Annotated in this window: 12 protein-coding genes; all 12 read right to left on the bottom strand. The window is 62.9% G+C overall.

Annotated features, from left to right (window positions below; translation table 11 throughout):
• Positions 1 to 63: 63 nt before the first annotated feature.
• Positions 64 to 1,143: a polyamine ABC transporter substrate-binding protein gene (locus ACIP1G_RS05465; RefSeq protein ID WP_400734548.1), complete on the bottom strand. Its 1,080-nt coding sequence runs from the start codon at positions 1,141 to 1,143 to the stop codon at positions 64 to 66.
• 52 nt (positions 1,144 to 1,195) lie between these two features.
• Positions 1,196 to 1,537, bottom strand: a complete 342-nt coding sequence (locus tag ACIP1G_RS05460) for a cupin domain-containing protein (RefSeq protein ID WP_400734546.1) — start codon at positions 1,535 to 1,537, stop codon at positions 1,196 to 1,198.
• Between the two features lie 32 nt (positions 1,538 to 1,569).
• Positions 1,570 to 2,976 (bottom strand): NAD(P)/FAD-dependent oxidoreductase, encoded by a 1,407-nt coding sequence (locus ACIP1G_RS05455; protein WP_400734544.1) that lies wholly within the window; start codon positions 2,974 to 2,976, stop codon positions 1,570 to 1,572.
• 64 nt (positions 2,977 to 3,040) lie between these two features.
• Entirely contained in the window at positions 3,041 to 3,850 is an 810-nt protein-coding gene (locus ACIP1G_RS05450; RefSeq protein ID WP_400734542.1) for a helix-turn-helix domain-containing protein, read from the bottom strand.
• Positions 3,851 to 4,221: 371 nt separating this feature from the next.
• Entirely contained in the window at positions 4,222 to 5,190 is a 969-nt protein-coding gene (locus ACIP1G_RS05445; RefSeq protein WP_400734540.1) for a peptide ABC transporter ATP-binding protein, read from the bottom strand.
• Positions 5,190 to 6,158, bottom strand: coding sequence for an ABC transporter ATP-binding protein (locus ACIP1G_RS05440; RefSeq protein WP_400734538.1), 969 nt, complete (start codon positions 6,156 to 6,158; stop codon positions 5,190 to 5,192). The genes ACIP1G_RS05445 and ACIP1G_RS05440 overlap by 1 nt, the downstream gene beginning before the upstream one ends.
• Positions 6,159 to 6,168: 10 nt before the next feature.
• Complete coding sequence (locus ACIP1G_RS05435; RefSeq protein WP_400734536.1) at positions 6,169 to 7,095, bottom strand: ABC transporter permease subunit; 927 nt, start codon at positions 7,093 to 7,095, stop codon at positions 6,169 to 6,171.
• A 10-nt stretch (positions 7,096 to 7,105) separates the two neighbouring features.
• Positions 7,106 to 8,116, bottom strand: coding sequence for an ABC transporter permease subunit (locus tag ACIP1G_RS05430; RefSeq protein ID WP_016485006.1), 1,011 nt, complete (start codon positions 8,114 to 8,116; stop codon positions 7,106 to 7,108).
• 91 nt (positions 8,117 to 8,207) lie between these two features.
• Entirely contained in the window at positions 8,208 to 9,818 is a 1,611-nt protein-coding gene (locus ACIP1G_RS05425; protein ID WP_400734534.1) for an ABC transporter substrate-binding protein, read from the bottom strand.
• A 78-nt stretch (positions 9,819 to 9,896) separates the two neighbouring features.
• Positions 9,897 to 11,276, bottom strand: a complete 1,380-nt coding sequence (locus ACIP1G_RS05420) for an OprD family porin (RefSeq protein ID WP_400734532.1) — start codon at positions 11,274 to 11,276, stop codon at positions 9,897 to 9,899.
• Between the two features lie 217 nt (positions 11,277 to 11,493).
• Positions 11,494 to 13,086, bottom strand: a complete 1,593-nt coding sequence (locus ACIP1G_RS05415) for an ABC transporter substrate-binding protein (RefSeq protein WP_400734530.1) — start codon at positions 13,084 to 13,086, stop codon at positions 11,494 to 11,496.
• A gap of 146 nt (positions 13,087 to 13,232) precedes the next feature.
• A complete protein-coding gene (locus ACIP1G_RS05410; protein ID WP_400734528.1) occupies positions 13,233 to 14,858 on the bottom strand; it encodes an ABC transporter substrate-binding protein in 1,626 nt (541 codons plus the stop codon).
• Positions 14,859 to 15,349: the final 491 nt, after the last annotated feature.

Raw genomic sequence — 15,349 nt, 5'->3', positions numbered from 1 at the left:
TAGATTCAACATCGCATTCGCGGGTAAACCCGCTCCTACACTGGGATCGTGTAACGCCCGAAACTAGTTCCCGGCTTTGATACTGGTCCAGATCCGGGTGCGAATGCGGTCGATCTTCGCCGGCATCGCCTGCAGCGCATACAGCTTGCCCATCACTTCCTCGCTCGGGTAAATCATCGTATTGCCCTTCATCGCCGGCTCCACCAGCCCGTCCGCCTTGAGGTTGCCGTTGGCGTACTGCACGTGGTTACTGATGTTGGCCATCACTTCCGGCTGCAGCAGGTAATTCATGTAGGCATACCCGGCCTTTTCATCCGGCGCATCGGCTGGCATGGACACCATGTCGAACCACATCGGCGCGCCCTCCTTGGGTATCGAATAGCCCACCTTCACCCCGTTGTTCGCCTCTTCGGCACGGTTTTTCGCCTGCAGCACATCCCCCGAGAAGCCCACCACCACGCAGATATCGCCATTGGCCAGGTCGCCGGTGTACTTCGACGAGTGGAAGTAGCTGATGTACGGCCGCACCTGCATCAGCAGCGCCTTGGCCTTGTCATAGTCCGCCGGGTTCTGGCTGTGGTGCGGCAGGCCCAGGTAGTGCAGGGCGATTGGCAGCAGCTCGGGGCCGTTGTCCAGCACGGCGACGCCGCAGCTTTTCAGCTTGCTCATGTACTCGGGCTTGAAGATCAGGTCCCACGAGTCCAGTGGCGCGTTATCGCCGAGCACAGCCTTGACCTTGTCGATGTTGTAGCCGATGCCGGTACTGCCCCACAGGTACGGGAAGCCATACTGGTTGCCCGGGTCGTTCACTTGCAGCGCCTTGAGCAACACCGGGTTGAGGTTGTGCCAGCTGGGCAGCTGCGACTTGTCCAACGGCTTCAGGGCCTTGCCCTGGATCTGCCGGGCCATGAAGTGGTTGGAGGGGAACACCACGTCGTAGCCGGAGTTGCCGGTCATCAGCTTGCCGTCGAGGGTTTCGTTGCTGTCGTACACGTCGTAGGTGGGCACGATGCCGCTGGCTTGCTGGAAGTTCTTCAGCGTGTCGGGGGCGACGTAGCTGGACCAGTTGTAGATCTTCACCGTTTCGGCGGCACCGGCCAAGCTGGCGGCCAGCATCAGGGGGGCAAGAAGGAGCGTGCGCATGTCGGGGTTACCTTGCTTTGTCTGTTGTTATCGAAGGCAGGCGATCAGCGGATCAGAAGATAAGTACGTAGGTCTTGCGCACGGTCACCTGGATGTCCCAGGTGCCGGTGCTGTTGGCCGGTAGCACCAATGCGTCTCCGGCTTCTATGAACAGGGTCTCGCCACCATCGGGAGTGAAGCTGCAGCGGCCCTTGATGAAATGGCAGAACTCCTGCTGCACGATCTGCCGCCGCCAGCGCCCGGGGGTACACTCCCAGATGCCGGTTTCGACGCCGTCGCTGCGCTCCACGCAGGTGACCGAAGTCACGGCCACGGGTTCGCCAAGCGGTACCGCAACCGGGTTGCTGCTGTCGAGCACGGCGCTGTCGGTGTGTTTGAACTGGGTGATGCTCATGACCGGTGGATCCTGTGTCGGGGAAAGGGGAGTCAGTGCATGAAGCCTTCCATGAAGTCCGCAAGGGAGCTGGCCAGGCGCCGCCTCCACGACGCACTGGCAGGGTTGGCGAGGGTCCGGTCCTCGTGGACGAAGCTCTGGATGATCGCGTTGTAGCCCAGCCAGCGGCAGGGTTCGGGTGGCCAGCTGGCCAGGCTCGAAACGGGACGGTTGTCGAGTACCCAGGGCTGCGCGGTGAGGTGGTTGTGCTGGTTGAGGATCAGTGCCGCCAGGGTGCGCCCGCCCAGGTTGGTGGCGCCGACGCCTTCACCACCGTAGCCGCCAGCCAGGGCAATGCCGCGCTGGCGGTCGCAGAGCATGTGCGGGCGGAAGCGCCGCGCCATGCCCAGGTTGCCGCCCCAGGAATGGCTGATGCGTACATGCTTCAGCTGCGGGAACAGCTCGCCAAACAGGTAGCGGCGCAGTTCGATTTCGTGCTCATCGAGGTTGAAGTTCTCTCGCAGGCGGCCACCGAAGCGGTAGCCACCGCGGGCACCGAATACCAGGCGGTTGTCGGCGGTGCGCTGGCCGTAGGTGACCTGGCGGCTGCTTTCGCTGAAAGCCTGGCCCTCGCTCAGGCCGATCTGCTCCCAGGTGGCCTCCGGCAGCGGCTCGGTGGCCACCAGCAGGCTCTGTACCGGCAATTGATGCTTGCCCAGTGGCGGCAGGCTGGCGGCGTAGCCCTCCACGGCCGGCACCATCCACTGGCAGCGAATGCGTGCCAGCGGGGTGCGTACTTCGCCGGGCTGCCAGACGATGGCCGGGGTGTTCTCGTAGATCGGTACCCCCAGCGCTTCCACTGCCCGGGCCAGGCCACGCGCCAGTTTGGCGGGTTGGATGGTCGCGGTGTGCGGGCTGTAGATGGCGCCATAGGCGTTGCTGACGCGCAGTTGCGCGTCCAGCTGCTCGGGGCGCAACCAGCGGTAGTCATCCTCGGTCATGCCTTGACGGTAAAGGTCGTCGAGGTAGGCGCGCAGGCTGCGCTCCTGTTCCGGGTAGCGTGCGGCGCAATACAGCACACCGCCTTTACGGTAGTCGCAGTCGATGCCTTCGCGTTGCAGCACGCTGTGCACTTCATCGGGTATGCCGTGCAGCAGGTCGATGCTGGCGCGGCGTTGTTGCGGCGACAGAGTGGCGAGCAGGCGGTCTTCGCCGAGCAGGTTGCCCATCAGCCAGCCGCCGTTGCGCCCGGAGGCGCCGAAGCTGGCGATGTTGGCATCGATGACTGCAATGTTCAGCTGCGGCGCCTGGCGCTTGAGGTAGTAGGCGGTCCACAGGCCGGTATAGCCGGCGCCGATGATGCACACATCCGCGTCCAGGTCTTCACGCAGGGCCGGGCGCGCGCACAGTGGCTCGTCGAGCTGGTCCATCCACAGGCTGAGCGTGCGCAGGGGTTGCATCGGGTTTGGCTCCACATCCGTAAAGGTCTGTGGGCGATCCTAGTGGTGTCGGCGGGCGGCTGTCTTACGTGCGTGCACGCAGGGAAATTTGCTTCAGGTAGGCCTTGGGCGTGAGCCCGGTGTGTTCGCGGAAGCACTTGTAGAACGCCGACAGCGAGTTGAAACCGGCGTTGAACGCCAGGTCGTCGATTGCCGCTTCGACGCTATCGTCGTCAAGGCTGGCCATCAGGTGCTGCAGGCGGGCCTGGTTGACGTAGCGGTAGAAGCTTTGCCCGAGCACCTGGTTGAGCAGGTAGGAGATCTGGTTGCGGCTGTAGCCACTGGCCTCTGCTACCTGCTGCAGGTCCAGCTCCGGGTCCAGGTAGGGGCGCTGGCGCTGGAAGTAGTGTTCCAGGTCCTGGGCCATGGTCGACAGCTGCCGCGGCGACAGGCCCAGGCGGCTGGTGGCCGGGCGCGGGCCTGTGCTGGCTTGACCGCTGCCGCTTTGGCGAACCAGTGTGGCGTATTCGTTGACCCGCCAGATCAGGCCGTCCTTGACGGTGATCGCCTCACTGGACTGGAACGCCACCAGGCCGTCCCCGCCCTGCACTGTGACCTGGTACTGGATGAACGCCGTGCAGCCATCGACGCGGATGCGGTCGCTGTGGACGATGTCCTCACCGGCTTCGTGGGGCAGGCAGGCACGCACGTAGTTGCGCAGTTCCTGGTAGCCGAGCACGCGGTTCTGGAAGAAGTCGTGGTACTGGATGTCGGGGTGGTAGAGCGCGATGACGCCGTCGAGGTCGCGGTGCTTCCAGCACTGGTGGTAGCGCAGCACGGTGTCGGCGGTGAGCGGGGTTTGCTCGGGGCCGTCGGGGAGGGTGGTGGCGGTCATGCGCCTGATAGTGCATTGCAGAACACCCAGGTGCAAGGGTGGGGATCTGGCAAATTGCACGGTTTTGGCAAGCGGCTTGGGCAGTAAGCCGTTGATTCGGTTGAGAGTGATTTTTTGACAGGGATGGCATGGCGAGTGCACCGGTCTGTTCAACATCGAACAAGGAGAAAGGCCATGCGCTCGATATTGCTCTGGATGATTGGTGTGCCGATTCCGGTGATTATCCTGATCTGGTTCTTCATGCATTGAGATTTTTGGGGCCGCTTTGCGGCCCATCGCGACACAAGGCCGCTCCTACAGGAGATCGCGGTTCCTTGTAGGAGCGGCCTTGTGTCGCGATGGGCTGCAAAGCAGCCCCGGCTATCTAAAGGCTAAAGAAACTGCTCGGCATAGTGACAAGCCACTTGCCGAGTACTCACCTGTCGCAATGCCGGCACCTCCTTGGCACAACGCTCGGTCGCATACGGGCAGCGCTTGTGAAACGCACACCCATCCGGCGGATCAAGCGGGTTCGGTAGCTCCCCGGCAATGCGTATCTTCGGCTTCAACGGATCAGGGTGAATCGCCGGTGTCGCCGACAGCAGCGCCTGGGTATACGGGTGCAGCGGCTTCTCGTAGATGTCCTCCTTCGGCCCCATTTCCGCCGGCCGCCCCAGGTACATCACCAGCACCTGGTCCGCCACATGCCGCACCACTGCCAGGTTGTGCGAAATGAACACGTAGGCGGTGTTGAACTCCTTCTGCAAATCCATGAACAGGTTCAGCACCTGGGCCTGGATCGACACGTCCAGCGCCGAGGTCGGCTCGTCCGCCACCAGCACCTTGGGCTGCAGCATCATCGCCCGGGCCAGGGCGATACGCTGGCGCTGGCCACCGGAGAACATGTGCGGGTAGCGTTGGTAGTGCTCGGGGCGTAGGCCGACCTGCTCCATCATCTTCTGCACCTTTTCGCGGCGCTCGGCCTTGCTTAGCGAAGTGTTGATCAGCAGCGGCTCGGCCAGCTGGTCACCAATCTTCTGCCGGGGGTTGAGCGAGGCGTAGGGGCTCTGGAACACCATCTGCACGTCGCGGCGCAGTTGCTTGCGCTCGGCCTTGCTGGCGCCCTTCACCTCGGTGCCGGCAATTTGCAACGAGCCGGAGGACGGCTCTTCGATCAGGGTCAGGGCGCGGGCCAGGGTCGACTTGCCGCAGCCGGACTCGCCAACCACGGCCAGGGTCTTGCCGGCCTCCAGTTCGAATGACACGCCATTCAGCGCACGGACCAGGGCATGGCCCTTGAACAGCCCGCGGGAGACTTCGTAATGCCGGGTCAGCTCCCGGGCGGATAGAACGACGGCCATTACGCCACCTCCTGGTTCAGCGGGTAGAAGCAGCGCACCAGGCTATGGGCCTGTGGGTCAAGGGGCGGGCGCTGGCGCCGGCAGTTGTCCTGCACGTAGGGGCAGCGCGGCGACAACAGGCAGCCGACGGGGCGGTCGTAGCGGCCGGGAACGATGCCGGGCAGGGTGGCCAGGCGTTCGGCGCCGATGCTGTGCTCGGGGATCGCCGCCAGCAGGGCTTCGCTGTAAGGGTGGGCGGGGACGTCGAACAGCTCCGGCACCTGGCCCACTTCCACGGCCTGGCCGGCGTACATCACGCACACCCGCTTGGCCGTTTCGGCAACCACGGCAAGGTCGTGGGTGATCAGGATGAGCGCCATGTTGCGCTCTTTCTGCAGGTTGACCAGCAGCTCCATGATCTGCGCCTGGATGGTCACGTCCAGCGCGGTGGTCGGTTCGTCGGCGATCAGCAGCTTGGGTTCGCCGGCAATTGCCATGGCAATCGCCACACGCTGGCTCATGCCGCCGGACAGCTGGTGCGGGTAGGCATCCAGGCGGCTTTCCGCAGCCGGGATCTCGACCTTTTTCAGCAGCTCCAGGGCACGCTGGCGCGCGGCCTTGCCCTTCAGGCCCAGGTGCTGGCGCAGCACTTCTTCAATCTGGTAGCCCACGGTATAGCTGGGGTTGAGCGCGGTCATCGGGTCCTGGAAGACCATGGCGATGTCCTTGCCCACCACTTTGCGCCGCTGGCGGCCGCTGAGCTTGAGCATGTTGGTGCCGTCGAAGGTGAGCGCGTCGGCGGTGATGCGCCCGGGCGCATCGATCAGGCCCATCAGGGCCATCATGGTGACCGATTTGCCCGAGCCGGATTCGCCGACGATGGCCAGGATCTCGCCGGCCTCCACCGCCAGGTCCAGGCCATCGACCACCGGTACCGCATTGGCGTCGCCGAAGCGCACATTCAGGTTGTTGATCTGCAACAGTGACATGGCGTTCTCCTCAGGCGGCGTTCTTGAGTTTCGGGTCCAGCGCATCGCGCAGGCCGTCGCCCATCAGGTTGATTGCCAGCACACTGAGCAGAATGGTCAGGCCGGGCAGGCTCACCACCCACCAGGCGCGCTCGATGTAGTCACGGGCCGACGCCAGCATGGTGCCCCACTCGGGGGTTGGCGGCTGTACGCCGAGGCCGAGGAAGCCCAGTGCGGCGGCATCGAGGATTGCCGAGGAGAAACTCAGGGTGGCCTGCACGATCAGCGGTGCCATGCAGTTGGGCAGCACGGTGACGAACATCAGCCGTGGCAGCCCGGCGCCGGCCAGGCGGGCGGCGGTGACATAGTCGCGGTTCAGTTCGCCCATCACGGCGGCGCGGGTCAGGCGCACATACGAGGGCAGCGAAACGATGGCGATGGCGATCACCGTGTTGATCAGGCCAGGGCCGAGGATGGCGACGATGGCCACTGCCAGCAGCAGCGAAGGCAAGGCCAGCATCACGTCCATCAGGCGCATGATCGACGGGCCGAGCAATTGCGGGAAGAAACCGGCCAGCAGGCCCATCAGGATGCCCGGGATCAGCGACATCACCACCGACGACAGGCCGATCAGCAATGACAGCCGTGCACCCTGAATCAGCCGTGAAAGCAGGTCGCGGCCGAGTTCGTCGGTGCCAAGGATGAACTGCCAGGTGCCGCCTTCCAGCCATACCGGCGGGGTCAGCAGGAAGTCGCGGTACTGCTCGCTGGGGTCATGCGGGGCAACCCACGGCGCGAACAGCGCGCAGAACACCACCAGGGTCATGAAGGCCAGGCCCATCACCGCGCCTTTGTTGCGCGCGAAGGCTTGCCAGAATTCTTTGTACGGCGAGGGGTAGAGCAGGCTTTGGTCCACCGGGCTTGCCGGCGACACGGATTTCGGAATCGGGCTAGTCATGGCAAGGGCCTCAGCGCTGATGACGGATGCGTGGGTTGGCCAGGCCGTAGAGGATGTCCACGACAAAGTTGACCAGGATTACCAGGCAGGCGATCAACAGGATGCCGTTCTGGACCACGGGGTAGTCACGGGCACCGATGGCTTCGATCAGCCATTTGCCGATGCCCGGCCAGGAGAAGATGGTTTCGGTCAGCACTGCACCAGCCAGCAGCGTGCCGACTTGCAGGCCGAACACGGTCAGTACCGGGATCAGCGCATTGCGCAGGCCATGCACGAACACCACGCGGGCCGGCGACAGGCCTTTGGCGCGGGCGGTGCGGATGTAGTCTTCGCGCAGCACTTCGAGCATCGACGAGCGGGTCATGCGGGCGATCACCGCCAGCGGGATGGTGCCGAGCACGATGGCCGGCAGGATCAGGTGCATCACCGCGTCTTTGAACGCGCCTTCCTCGTCGCTGAGCAGGGTGTCGATGAGCATGAAACCGGTTTTCGGCTCGATGTCGTAAAGCAGGTCGATGCGCCCGGACACCGGGGTCCAGCCCAGGCTTACCGAGAAGAACATGATCAGGATCAGGCCCCACCAGAAGATCGGCATCGAATAGCCGGCCAGCGATATGCCCATCACCCCGTGGTCGAACAGCGAACCGCGCTTGAGCGCGGCGATCACCCCGGCCAGCAGGCCGACGATGCCGGCGAACAGCAGGGCGGCGAAGGCCAGTTCGAGGGTGGCCGGGAACAGGGTGAGGAACTCGGTCCACACGCTTTCGCGGGTACGCAGCGATTCACCAAGGTCGCCCTGGGCCAGCTTGCCGACGTAGTCCAGGTACTGGACCGGCAATGGCTTGTTCAGGCCCAGGCGCTCCATGGCCTGGGCATGCATTTCGGGGTCGACCCTGCGCTCGCCCATCATCACTTCCACCGGGTCGCCGGGGATCAGGCGTATGAGCGCGAAGGTGAGCAAGGTGATGCCGAAAAAGGTCGGTATCAGCAGGCCAAGGCGCCGGGCAATAAAACTCAACATTGTCGGGGTTACCTCATCAGTCCGTGCGGCCAGCGGCGCGCGACGGCGGTGCCGCCGGTCCCCGTGTGGGTTGCCGGCGGTCGTTGTTGTTCTACTTCACCTTGGTGGTGGCGAAGTTGTTTTTGGCTAGAGGGCTGATCACGTAGCCCTCCACGTTGTCACGCATGGCGGTGAACACCTTGGGGTGGGCCATGCTGATCCAGGGTTGGTCGTCATCGTACACCTTCAATGCCTCGCTATAGAGCCTTGCGCGTTCGTCGTTGTCGATCACCTCGCGGGCGCGGCTGATCAGCTCCTGGAACTCAGGGTTGCACCAGCGCGCATAGTTCTCGCCGGTCTTGGCCGCCTCGCAACTGAGCAGTGGGGTGAGGAAGTTGTCCGGGTCGCCGTTGTCGCCGGCCCAGCCGGTTGACACCAGGTCGGCTTCGCCTCTCTTGGCGCGGCGCAGCATTTCGGCCCATTCCATCACGCGGATATCCAGCTTCAGGCCGATCTGCTTGAGGTCGGCCTGCAGCATCTCGGCGGACAGGCGCGGGTTAGGGTTGGTCATGCCGCCGCCGTTGCGGGTGAACAGGGTGATTACCGTGCCTTGCGGTACGCCCGCTTCCTTGAGCAAGGCGCGTGCCTTGTCGAGGTCACGCGGCGGGTTCTGGTTGGTCTTGTTGTAGCCGATCATGGTCGGCGGGTAGGGGTTAACGCCCACCAGCGCGTTGCCTTTGCCAAAGAGCTGGTCGACGTGGGTCTGGCGGTCGAAGGCCATGTTGATGGCTTTGCGCACGCGCACATCGCGGAGGTATTTGTGCTCGGTGTTCATGGCGATGTAGCCGGTTACCAGCGCTTCGGTCTCGGCTACCTTGAGCCTGGGATCGGCCTTGATCGACGGCACGTCTTCCGGCTTGGGATACAGCGCAACCTGGCATTCATTGGCGCGCAGCTTCTGCAGGCGCACGTTGCTGTCGGTGGCGATGGCGAACACCAGCGCATCGGCCGGTGGCTTGCCACGGAAGTAGTCCGGGTTGGGCTTGAAGCGGACTTGGGCGTCCTTGTTGTAGCGTTGGAAGATGAATGGGCCGGTGCCGATCGGCTTGCTGTTCAGCTCAGCGGTCTTGCCAGCCTTGAGCAACTGGTTGCCGTATTCGGCGGAGTAGATCGAGGTGAAGCCCATGGCCATGTCACGCAGGAACGGCGCTTCCGGGCGGGTGAGGGTGATCACTACGGTGTGGTCGTCGGTCTTGTCCACCGACTTGAGCAAGTCCCTGAAGGCCATGCTTTCGAAATACGGGTAGCCGACGCTGGTCTTGTCGTGCCACGGGTGCGCCGGGTCGAGTTGGCGGCGTAGGCTCCACAGCACGTCGTCGGCGTTGAATTCGCGGGTGGGGGTAAAGTAGTCGGTGCTGTGGAATTTCACGCCCTGTCGCAAGTGAAAGGTGTAAGTCAGCCCGTCCGCTGAAATGTCCCAGCGTTCGGCCAAGGCCGGCTCTATGTCGGTGGTGCCGGGCTTGAAGTCGACCAGGCGGTTGAACAGCGTTTCGGCGGTGGCATCGAAGGTAACCCCAGTGGTGTACTGGACAACGTCGAACCCTTCCGGGCTGGCTTCGGTGCATACCACCAGTGGTTTGGCCGCCAGTTGCGTGGCGCTGCCCAGCACCAGTGCTGCCAGGGTCAGGCGTAGCGGTAGCGATTTGATGAAAGCTCTCTGCATGGGTTTGAGTCTCCCTGCGTGCATTGATTCCAGCGTAGCCGCCACGGCCTGCAACGAAGCGGGCCGTGGCGCCAACGGTCAGAGAATGTTGAACGGAATGGTGGTCACCACGCGGAACTCGTCCAGGCTACCGTCGCCCTGCGCCTTGCTGGCGCGGTGGGTGGTGTAGGTGGCGCGGATGCTGGTGTCTTTCAGCGGCCCGCTCTGCACTGCATAGCTGGTGCCGATGCCCCACTCGTAGTGGTTTTCGCCATCCAGACCTTTCACGTCATAGGCGGTACCCCGGTAGTGAGTGCCGTCGATGCCCCAGCCGCGGGCGTTGTACAGGTTGAACTTCAGCCCTGGCAGGCCATACGGCGCCATGTTCAGCACGTAGGAGATCTTCAGCGACTTCTCGTTGGGACCGTTGAAGTCCGACAGCAGCGAGTTGGCCAGGTAAATGCCGTTGGTTTCGTGCAGGTAGTCGAAGTACTCGTTGCCGTTGACCTGCTGCCACGAGGCGCCGAGGGTGTGGGCCTGGTGGGTCAGGTCGAGCGACAGGCTGTAGGTGTCGTTGTCGATCTTGCCCATCTTCTGGCTGCCGGCGTCGACGGTCTTGTAGTAGTTCAGGCCGGTGCTCAGGCTGAGCACCGCGCTGTCGCCGAGCACATGGTTGGCGCCGAAGTAGTACTGGTTCCAGAAGTCGTCGACCTTGGTCGCGTACAGGCTGGTGCTCAGGCTCTTGAGCGGCTGATAGTTGATGCCGGCGGTGCTGGCACGGTCGGTTTCCACGCCGGTGGCGCTGTACTCGCTGCGGAACTTGCTGAGGCTTTGTTCGGTACGTGGCGAGACGCGGTCGAAGGTGCCCAGGTCGAAGCTGAGGTTGTCGAATTCGGCGCTGTGCAGGAACGCGCCCTGGAAGCTCGACGGCAGGGCGCGGTTGCCGATGTAGGCGATCATCGGCGTGTCCACCGCCTGGCGGCCGAGGGTGAGGGTGGTGTTGGACACGCGTGCCTTGATGTTGCCCAGGCCCAGTTTGCTCCACTGGCCGATGGGGTCGCCATCGCTATGGGTGAGCGTTCGGTTGTTGGGGCCGGCGACCGATTCACGGCTCTGTTGCAAGGCGACGGCGTTGTAGCCGGCGGCCTCTACGGCGATGCCCACGGTGCCTTCGGTGAAGCCGGAGCTGTAGTTGAGGATGGTGCCTTGCACCCAGTTCTCGCGGCTATGGGTATCGTGGCGGGTGCCGTCGTTCTTGTAGTAGCGCCACAGCGGAGCGCGTGCGGCGCGTTCGCGGGCGTACCAGTTGCGGGTGCTGCCGGATACGCTCTGGCCGTCGATGAAGCCGCTGGCCTGGGCTTGCGCGCTGTCGCTTTTCAGGGTGATGGGGATGAAGTCCTGGCTTTGCGGGTCGGCCTGGGCCACGGTGGTCAATGCACTGATGGATAAGGCCAGTGCGGTCAAGGTGAATACTCTCAAGGTTAAAGCTCCCTTTATTTTCTAGTTATTGCCGGCCTTGTGGGCCGGGTGCTTGCTGCGGTGTTGCCAGGGTTGCCACGGGATCGCCGGGCTTAATTTGGGGCGTTGTGTTGGCTGTGCTGGCCCTTTCGCGGGCAAGCCCGCTCCCACAGGTAGGGCGCTAATGCCGAACCTGTAGTAATCCTGTGGGAGCGAAGAGGCCGGTCCCGGTTAACGCTTAATCAACACTCACACCGGAAAAATCATTGCGCCCAAACGGGCTGACCTTGAACTGGGAAACCTTGACGCTAAGCGGCTGGTTCACCGTGGAATGGGCCACCGGGGTAATCGGCACCTGTTGCTTGAGCCGCTGCTGGGCCTGCTGGTACAGGGCGCTGCGCTGTGCTTGGTCGGTGACCTGCTTGGCCTGCTTGACCAGGCTGTCGTACTGCGGGTCGCACCACAGCGAATAGTTGTTGCTGCCAATGGCATCGCAGCTATAGAGGGTGCCCAGCCAGTTGTCCGGGTCGCCGTTGTCACCGGTCCAGCCGATCAGGGCAATGTCGTGCTCGCCGCTTTTCATGCGCTTGATGTATTCGCCCCATTCGTAGCTGACGATGCGCACCTTGAAGCCGAGCTTGTTCCAGTCGGACTGGAGCATTTCAGCCATCAGCTTGGCGTTTGGGTTGTAGGGGCGTTGCACCGGCATGGCCCACAGGGTGACTTCGGTGCCTGGCTTGACCCCGGCCTGCTGCAGCAGCTGTTTGGCCTTTTCCGGGTCGTAGGGCGCGTCCTTGAGGCTTTCGTCATAAGACCACTGGGTCGGTGGCATGGCGTTGACCGCCAACTGGCCGGAATCCTGGTACACCGCCTGGATGATGGCTTCCTTGTTCACAGCCATGTCCATCGCCTGGCGCACTTCCAGGCGGTCGAACGGTGGGTGCTGGGTGTTGTAGGCGATGTAGCCAAGGTTGAAGCCGGGCTGTTGCAGCACCTGCAGCTTGCTGTCGGCCTTGAGCGCCGGCAGGTCCGCCGGGCGTGGGTGCAGGGTGACCTGGCATTCGTTGCGGCGCAGCTTCTGGATGCGCACCGAGGGGTCGACGTTGATCGAGAACACCAGGTTGTCGATCTTGACTTCGTTCGGTGCCCAATAGGCCTTGTTGCCCTTGTAGCGGATTTGCGAGTCCTTCTGGTAACGCTGGAACACGAACGGTCCGGTGCCGATCGGTTGCTGGTTGATGTCGCTGGGGCGACCGCTGGCCAGCAGCTGCTCGGCGTATTCGGCAGAGAGAATCGAAGCGAAGCTCATGGCCAGGTTCTGGATGAAGGCGGCATCGACCGTGTTCAGGGTGAACACCACGGTCAGCGGGTCGCTCTTCTCGACACGGGCGATGTTTTTGTCCAGGCCCATGCTGATGAAGTAGGGGAATTCTGTCGGGTAGGCCTGGCGGAACGGGTGGCCCTTGTCGAGCATGCGGTTGAAGGTGAACAGCACATCGTCGGCGTTGAAGTCACGGCTGGGGGTAAAGGCCTTGTTGCTGTGGAACTTCACCCCTTTACGCAGGTGGAAGGTGTAGCGCAGGCCATCCTCGGACACGTCCCAGCGGCTTGCCAGGGCGGGGTGCACGGCGGTACCGCCGCGCTCGAACTCGACCAGGCGGTTGTAGATCGGCTCGGCGGCGTCGTTGTCGGTGGCCGTGGTGTACTGGGCGGTGTCGAAGCCGGCAGGGCTGCCCTCGGAGCAGAACACCAGGTTGCTGGCCAGCAGGGCCGGGGATTGGCTGAACAGGCCCAGGGCCAGCAGAGCGGAAAGGCGGGTAGCGTGGCGCATGGCAAATCCTTTTTCATCTGTTTGCACCGCTTCGGGGTACGAATGGCGGCAACAGTTCGCCGACCCCGCAGCGGATGGCCGCAGGACGACATGAAGAGGTGGTGAGGGTGAAGGGCACCCGCCGCTTGACGGGTGCCGGGGCTACCCTATTTGTCCACGCTGACGCCGTAGAAGGAGTTCAGCGCGAACGGGCTGATCTTGAAGTCCTTCACCTTGACGCTCATGGGCTGGTAGACGGTGGAGTGGGCGATCGGGGTGATCGGTACCTGCTCCTTGAGGATGTGCTGTGCCTGCTGGTACAGCTCGGTGCGCTTGGCCTGGTCGGAAGTGGCCTTGGCCTGCTTGATCAGGTCGTCGTAGGGCTTGAAGCACCACTTGGAGAAGTTGTTGCCGTCGATGGCATCGCAACCGTAGAGGGTGCCCAGCCAGTTGTCCGGGTCACCGTTGTCACCGCTCCAGCCGATCAGCATGGCGCCCTGTTCACCGCCTTTGGAGCGTTTGATGTACTCGCCCCATTCGTAGCTGACGATTTTCGCCTTGATGCCGATCTTGGCCCAGTCGGACTGCAGCATTTCCGCCATCAGCTTGGCATTGGGGTTGTACGGGCGCTGCACCGGCATGGCCCATAGGGTGATTTCGGTGCCGTCCTTGACTCCGGCTTCCTTGAGCAGCTGTTTGGCCTTCTCAGGGTCGAAGGGGGCGTCCTGGATGCTGTCGTCATAGGACCACTGGGTCGGCGGCATGGCGTTGACCGCCAGCTGGCCGGCACCCTGGTAGACCGACTCGATGATCTTTTTCTTGTCCACGGCCATGTCCAGCGCCTGGCGTACCTTCAGCTGGGCCATGGGGTTGGGTTCGTTGCTGCCCTTGATCTTGTCCATCACGTTGTAGGCGATGTAGCCGAGGTTGAAGCCCGCCTGCTGTGGCATTTGCAGGTTCTTGTCGGCCTTCAGCGGCTCGATGTCGGCCGGGCGCGGGAACAGGGTGACCTGGCATTCGTTCTTCTTCAGCTTCTGCATGCGCACCGAGGCATCGGTGGTGATGGCGAAGATCAGGTTGTCGATCTTCACGTCATCGGGCCGCCAGTAGTCCTTGTTGCCCTTGAAGCGGATCTGCGCGTCCTTCTGGTACTTGCTGAACACGAACGGGCCGGTGCCGATCGGCTTCTGGTTGATGTCGGCGGCCTTGCCGTCCTTGAGCAGCTGGTCGGCGTATTCGGCGGACTGGATGGAGGCGAAGCTCATGGCCAGGTTCTGGATGAACGCGGCGTCGACTTCGTTGAGGGTGAACTTGACCGTGTGCTCGTCGAGTTTCTCCAGCTTGGCGATGTTCTTGTCCATGCCCATGTCGGTGAAGTACGGGAACTCGGTGGGGTAGGCCTTGCGGAACGGGTGGTCCTTGTCGAGCATGCGGTTGAAGGTGAACAGCACGTCGTCGGCGTTGAATGCGCGGGTTGGCTTGAAGTAGTCGGTGGTGTGGAACTTCACCCCATCGCGCAGGTGGAAGGTGTAGGTCTTGCCGTCGTCGGACACTTCCCATTTGGTCGCCAGGCCCGGGATTACCGCAGTGCCGCCGCGTTCGAACTGGGTCAGGCGGTTGAACACGGTCTCGGCCGAGGCGTCGAAGTCGGTGCCGGTGGTGTACTGCCCCGGGTCGAGGCCGGCCGGGCTGCCTTCGGAGCAGAACACCAGGTTGGACGCGGCCAGGGCCGACGGTGCACCGGTGAGCAAGCCTGCACCTAGCAGGAACGGAATGACTGCGTGTTTGAGCATGGTGGCCTCATTGTTGTCATTTTTCGGATGAGGTGGCCTCGTGAGCCGACCTGAGGATACTTATGCAGGGGTGTTCCCAATGCAATACACACAAGGATAGTTGGCGCCAGAAAAGTGGTACGGGCGTACATGGATGTCGCATCGGTGTAACTTTTGGCGAAGTTAAACGTTTGCGCAGGCAAAATGATGGCTTTTTGCTGGATGTTTCGAGGCGGGGATAAATGTAGGTAGCATCTTGGTGGTGCGTAGGAAAGGTCTGAAAACACTAAATTCGAGGTTGGCGCGGTCCCTGTAGGAGCGGCCTTGTGTCGCGATGGGCTGCAAAGCAGCCCCGGGATTTCAGCTGTACCTGATAAATTGCCGGGGCCGCTGTGCGGCCCATCGCGACAGAAGGCCGCTCCTACACAGGCTGTGTGAAAACTCAAAATCAGAGTTCAGCCCGCCAGCGCTGATCTCTGACTGAGACTTTCAGATAACCGAGAGATACCTCT

The sequence above is a fragment of the Pseudomonas sp. NPDC089392 genome, from assembly GCF_044749595.1.
Lineage (GTDB): Bacteria > Pseudomonadota > Gammaproteobacteria > Pseudomonadales > Pseudomonadaceae > Aquipseudomonas.
The sequence above is the reverse complement of the archived record's forward strand: the minus strand, read 5'-3'. Positions and strand labels throughout refer to the sequence as shown.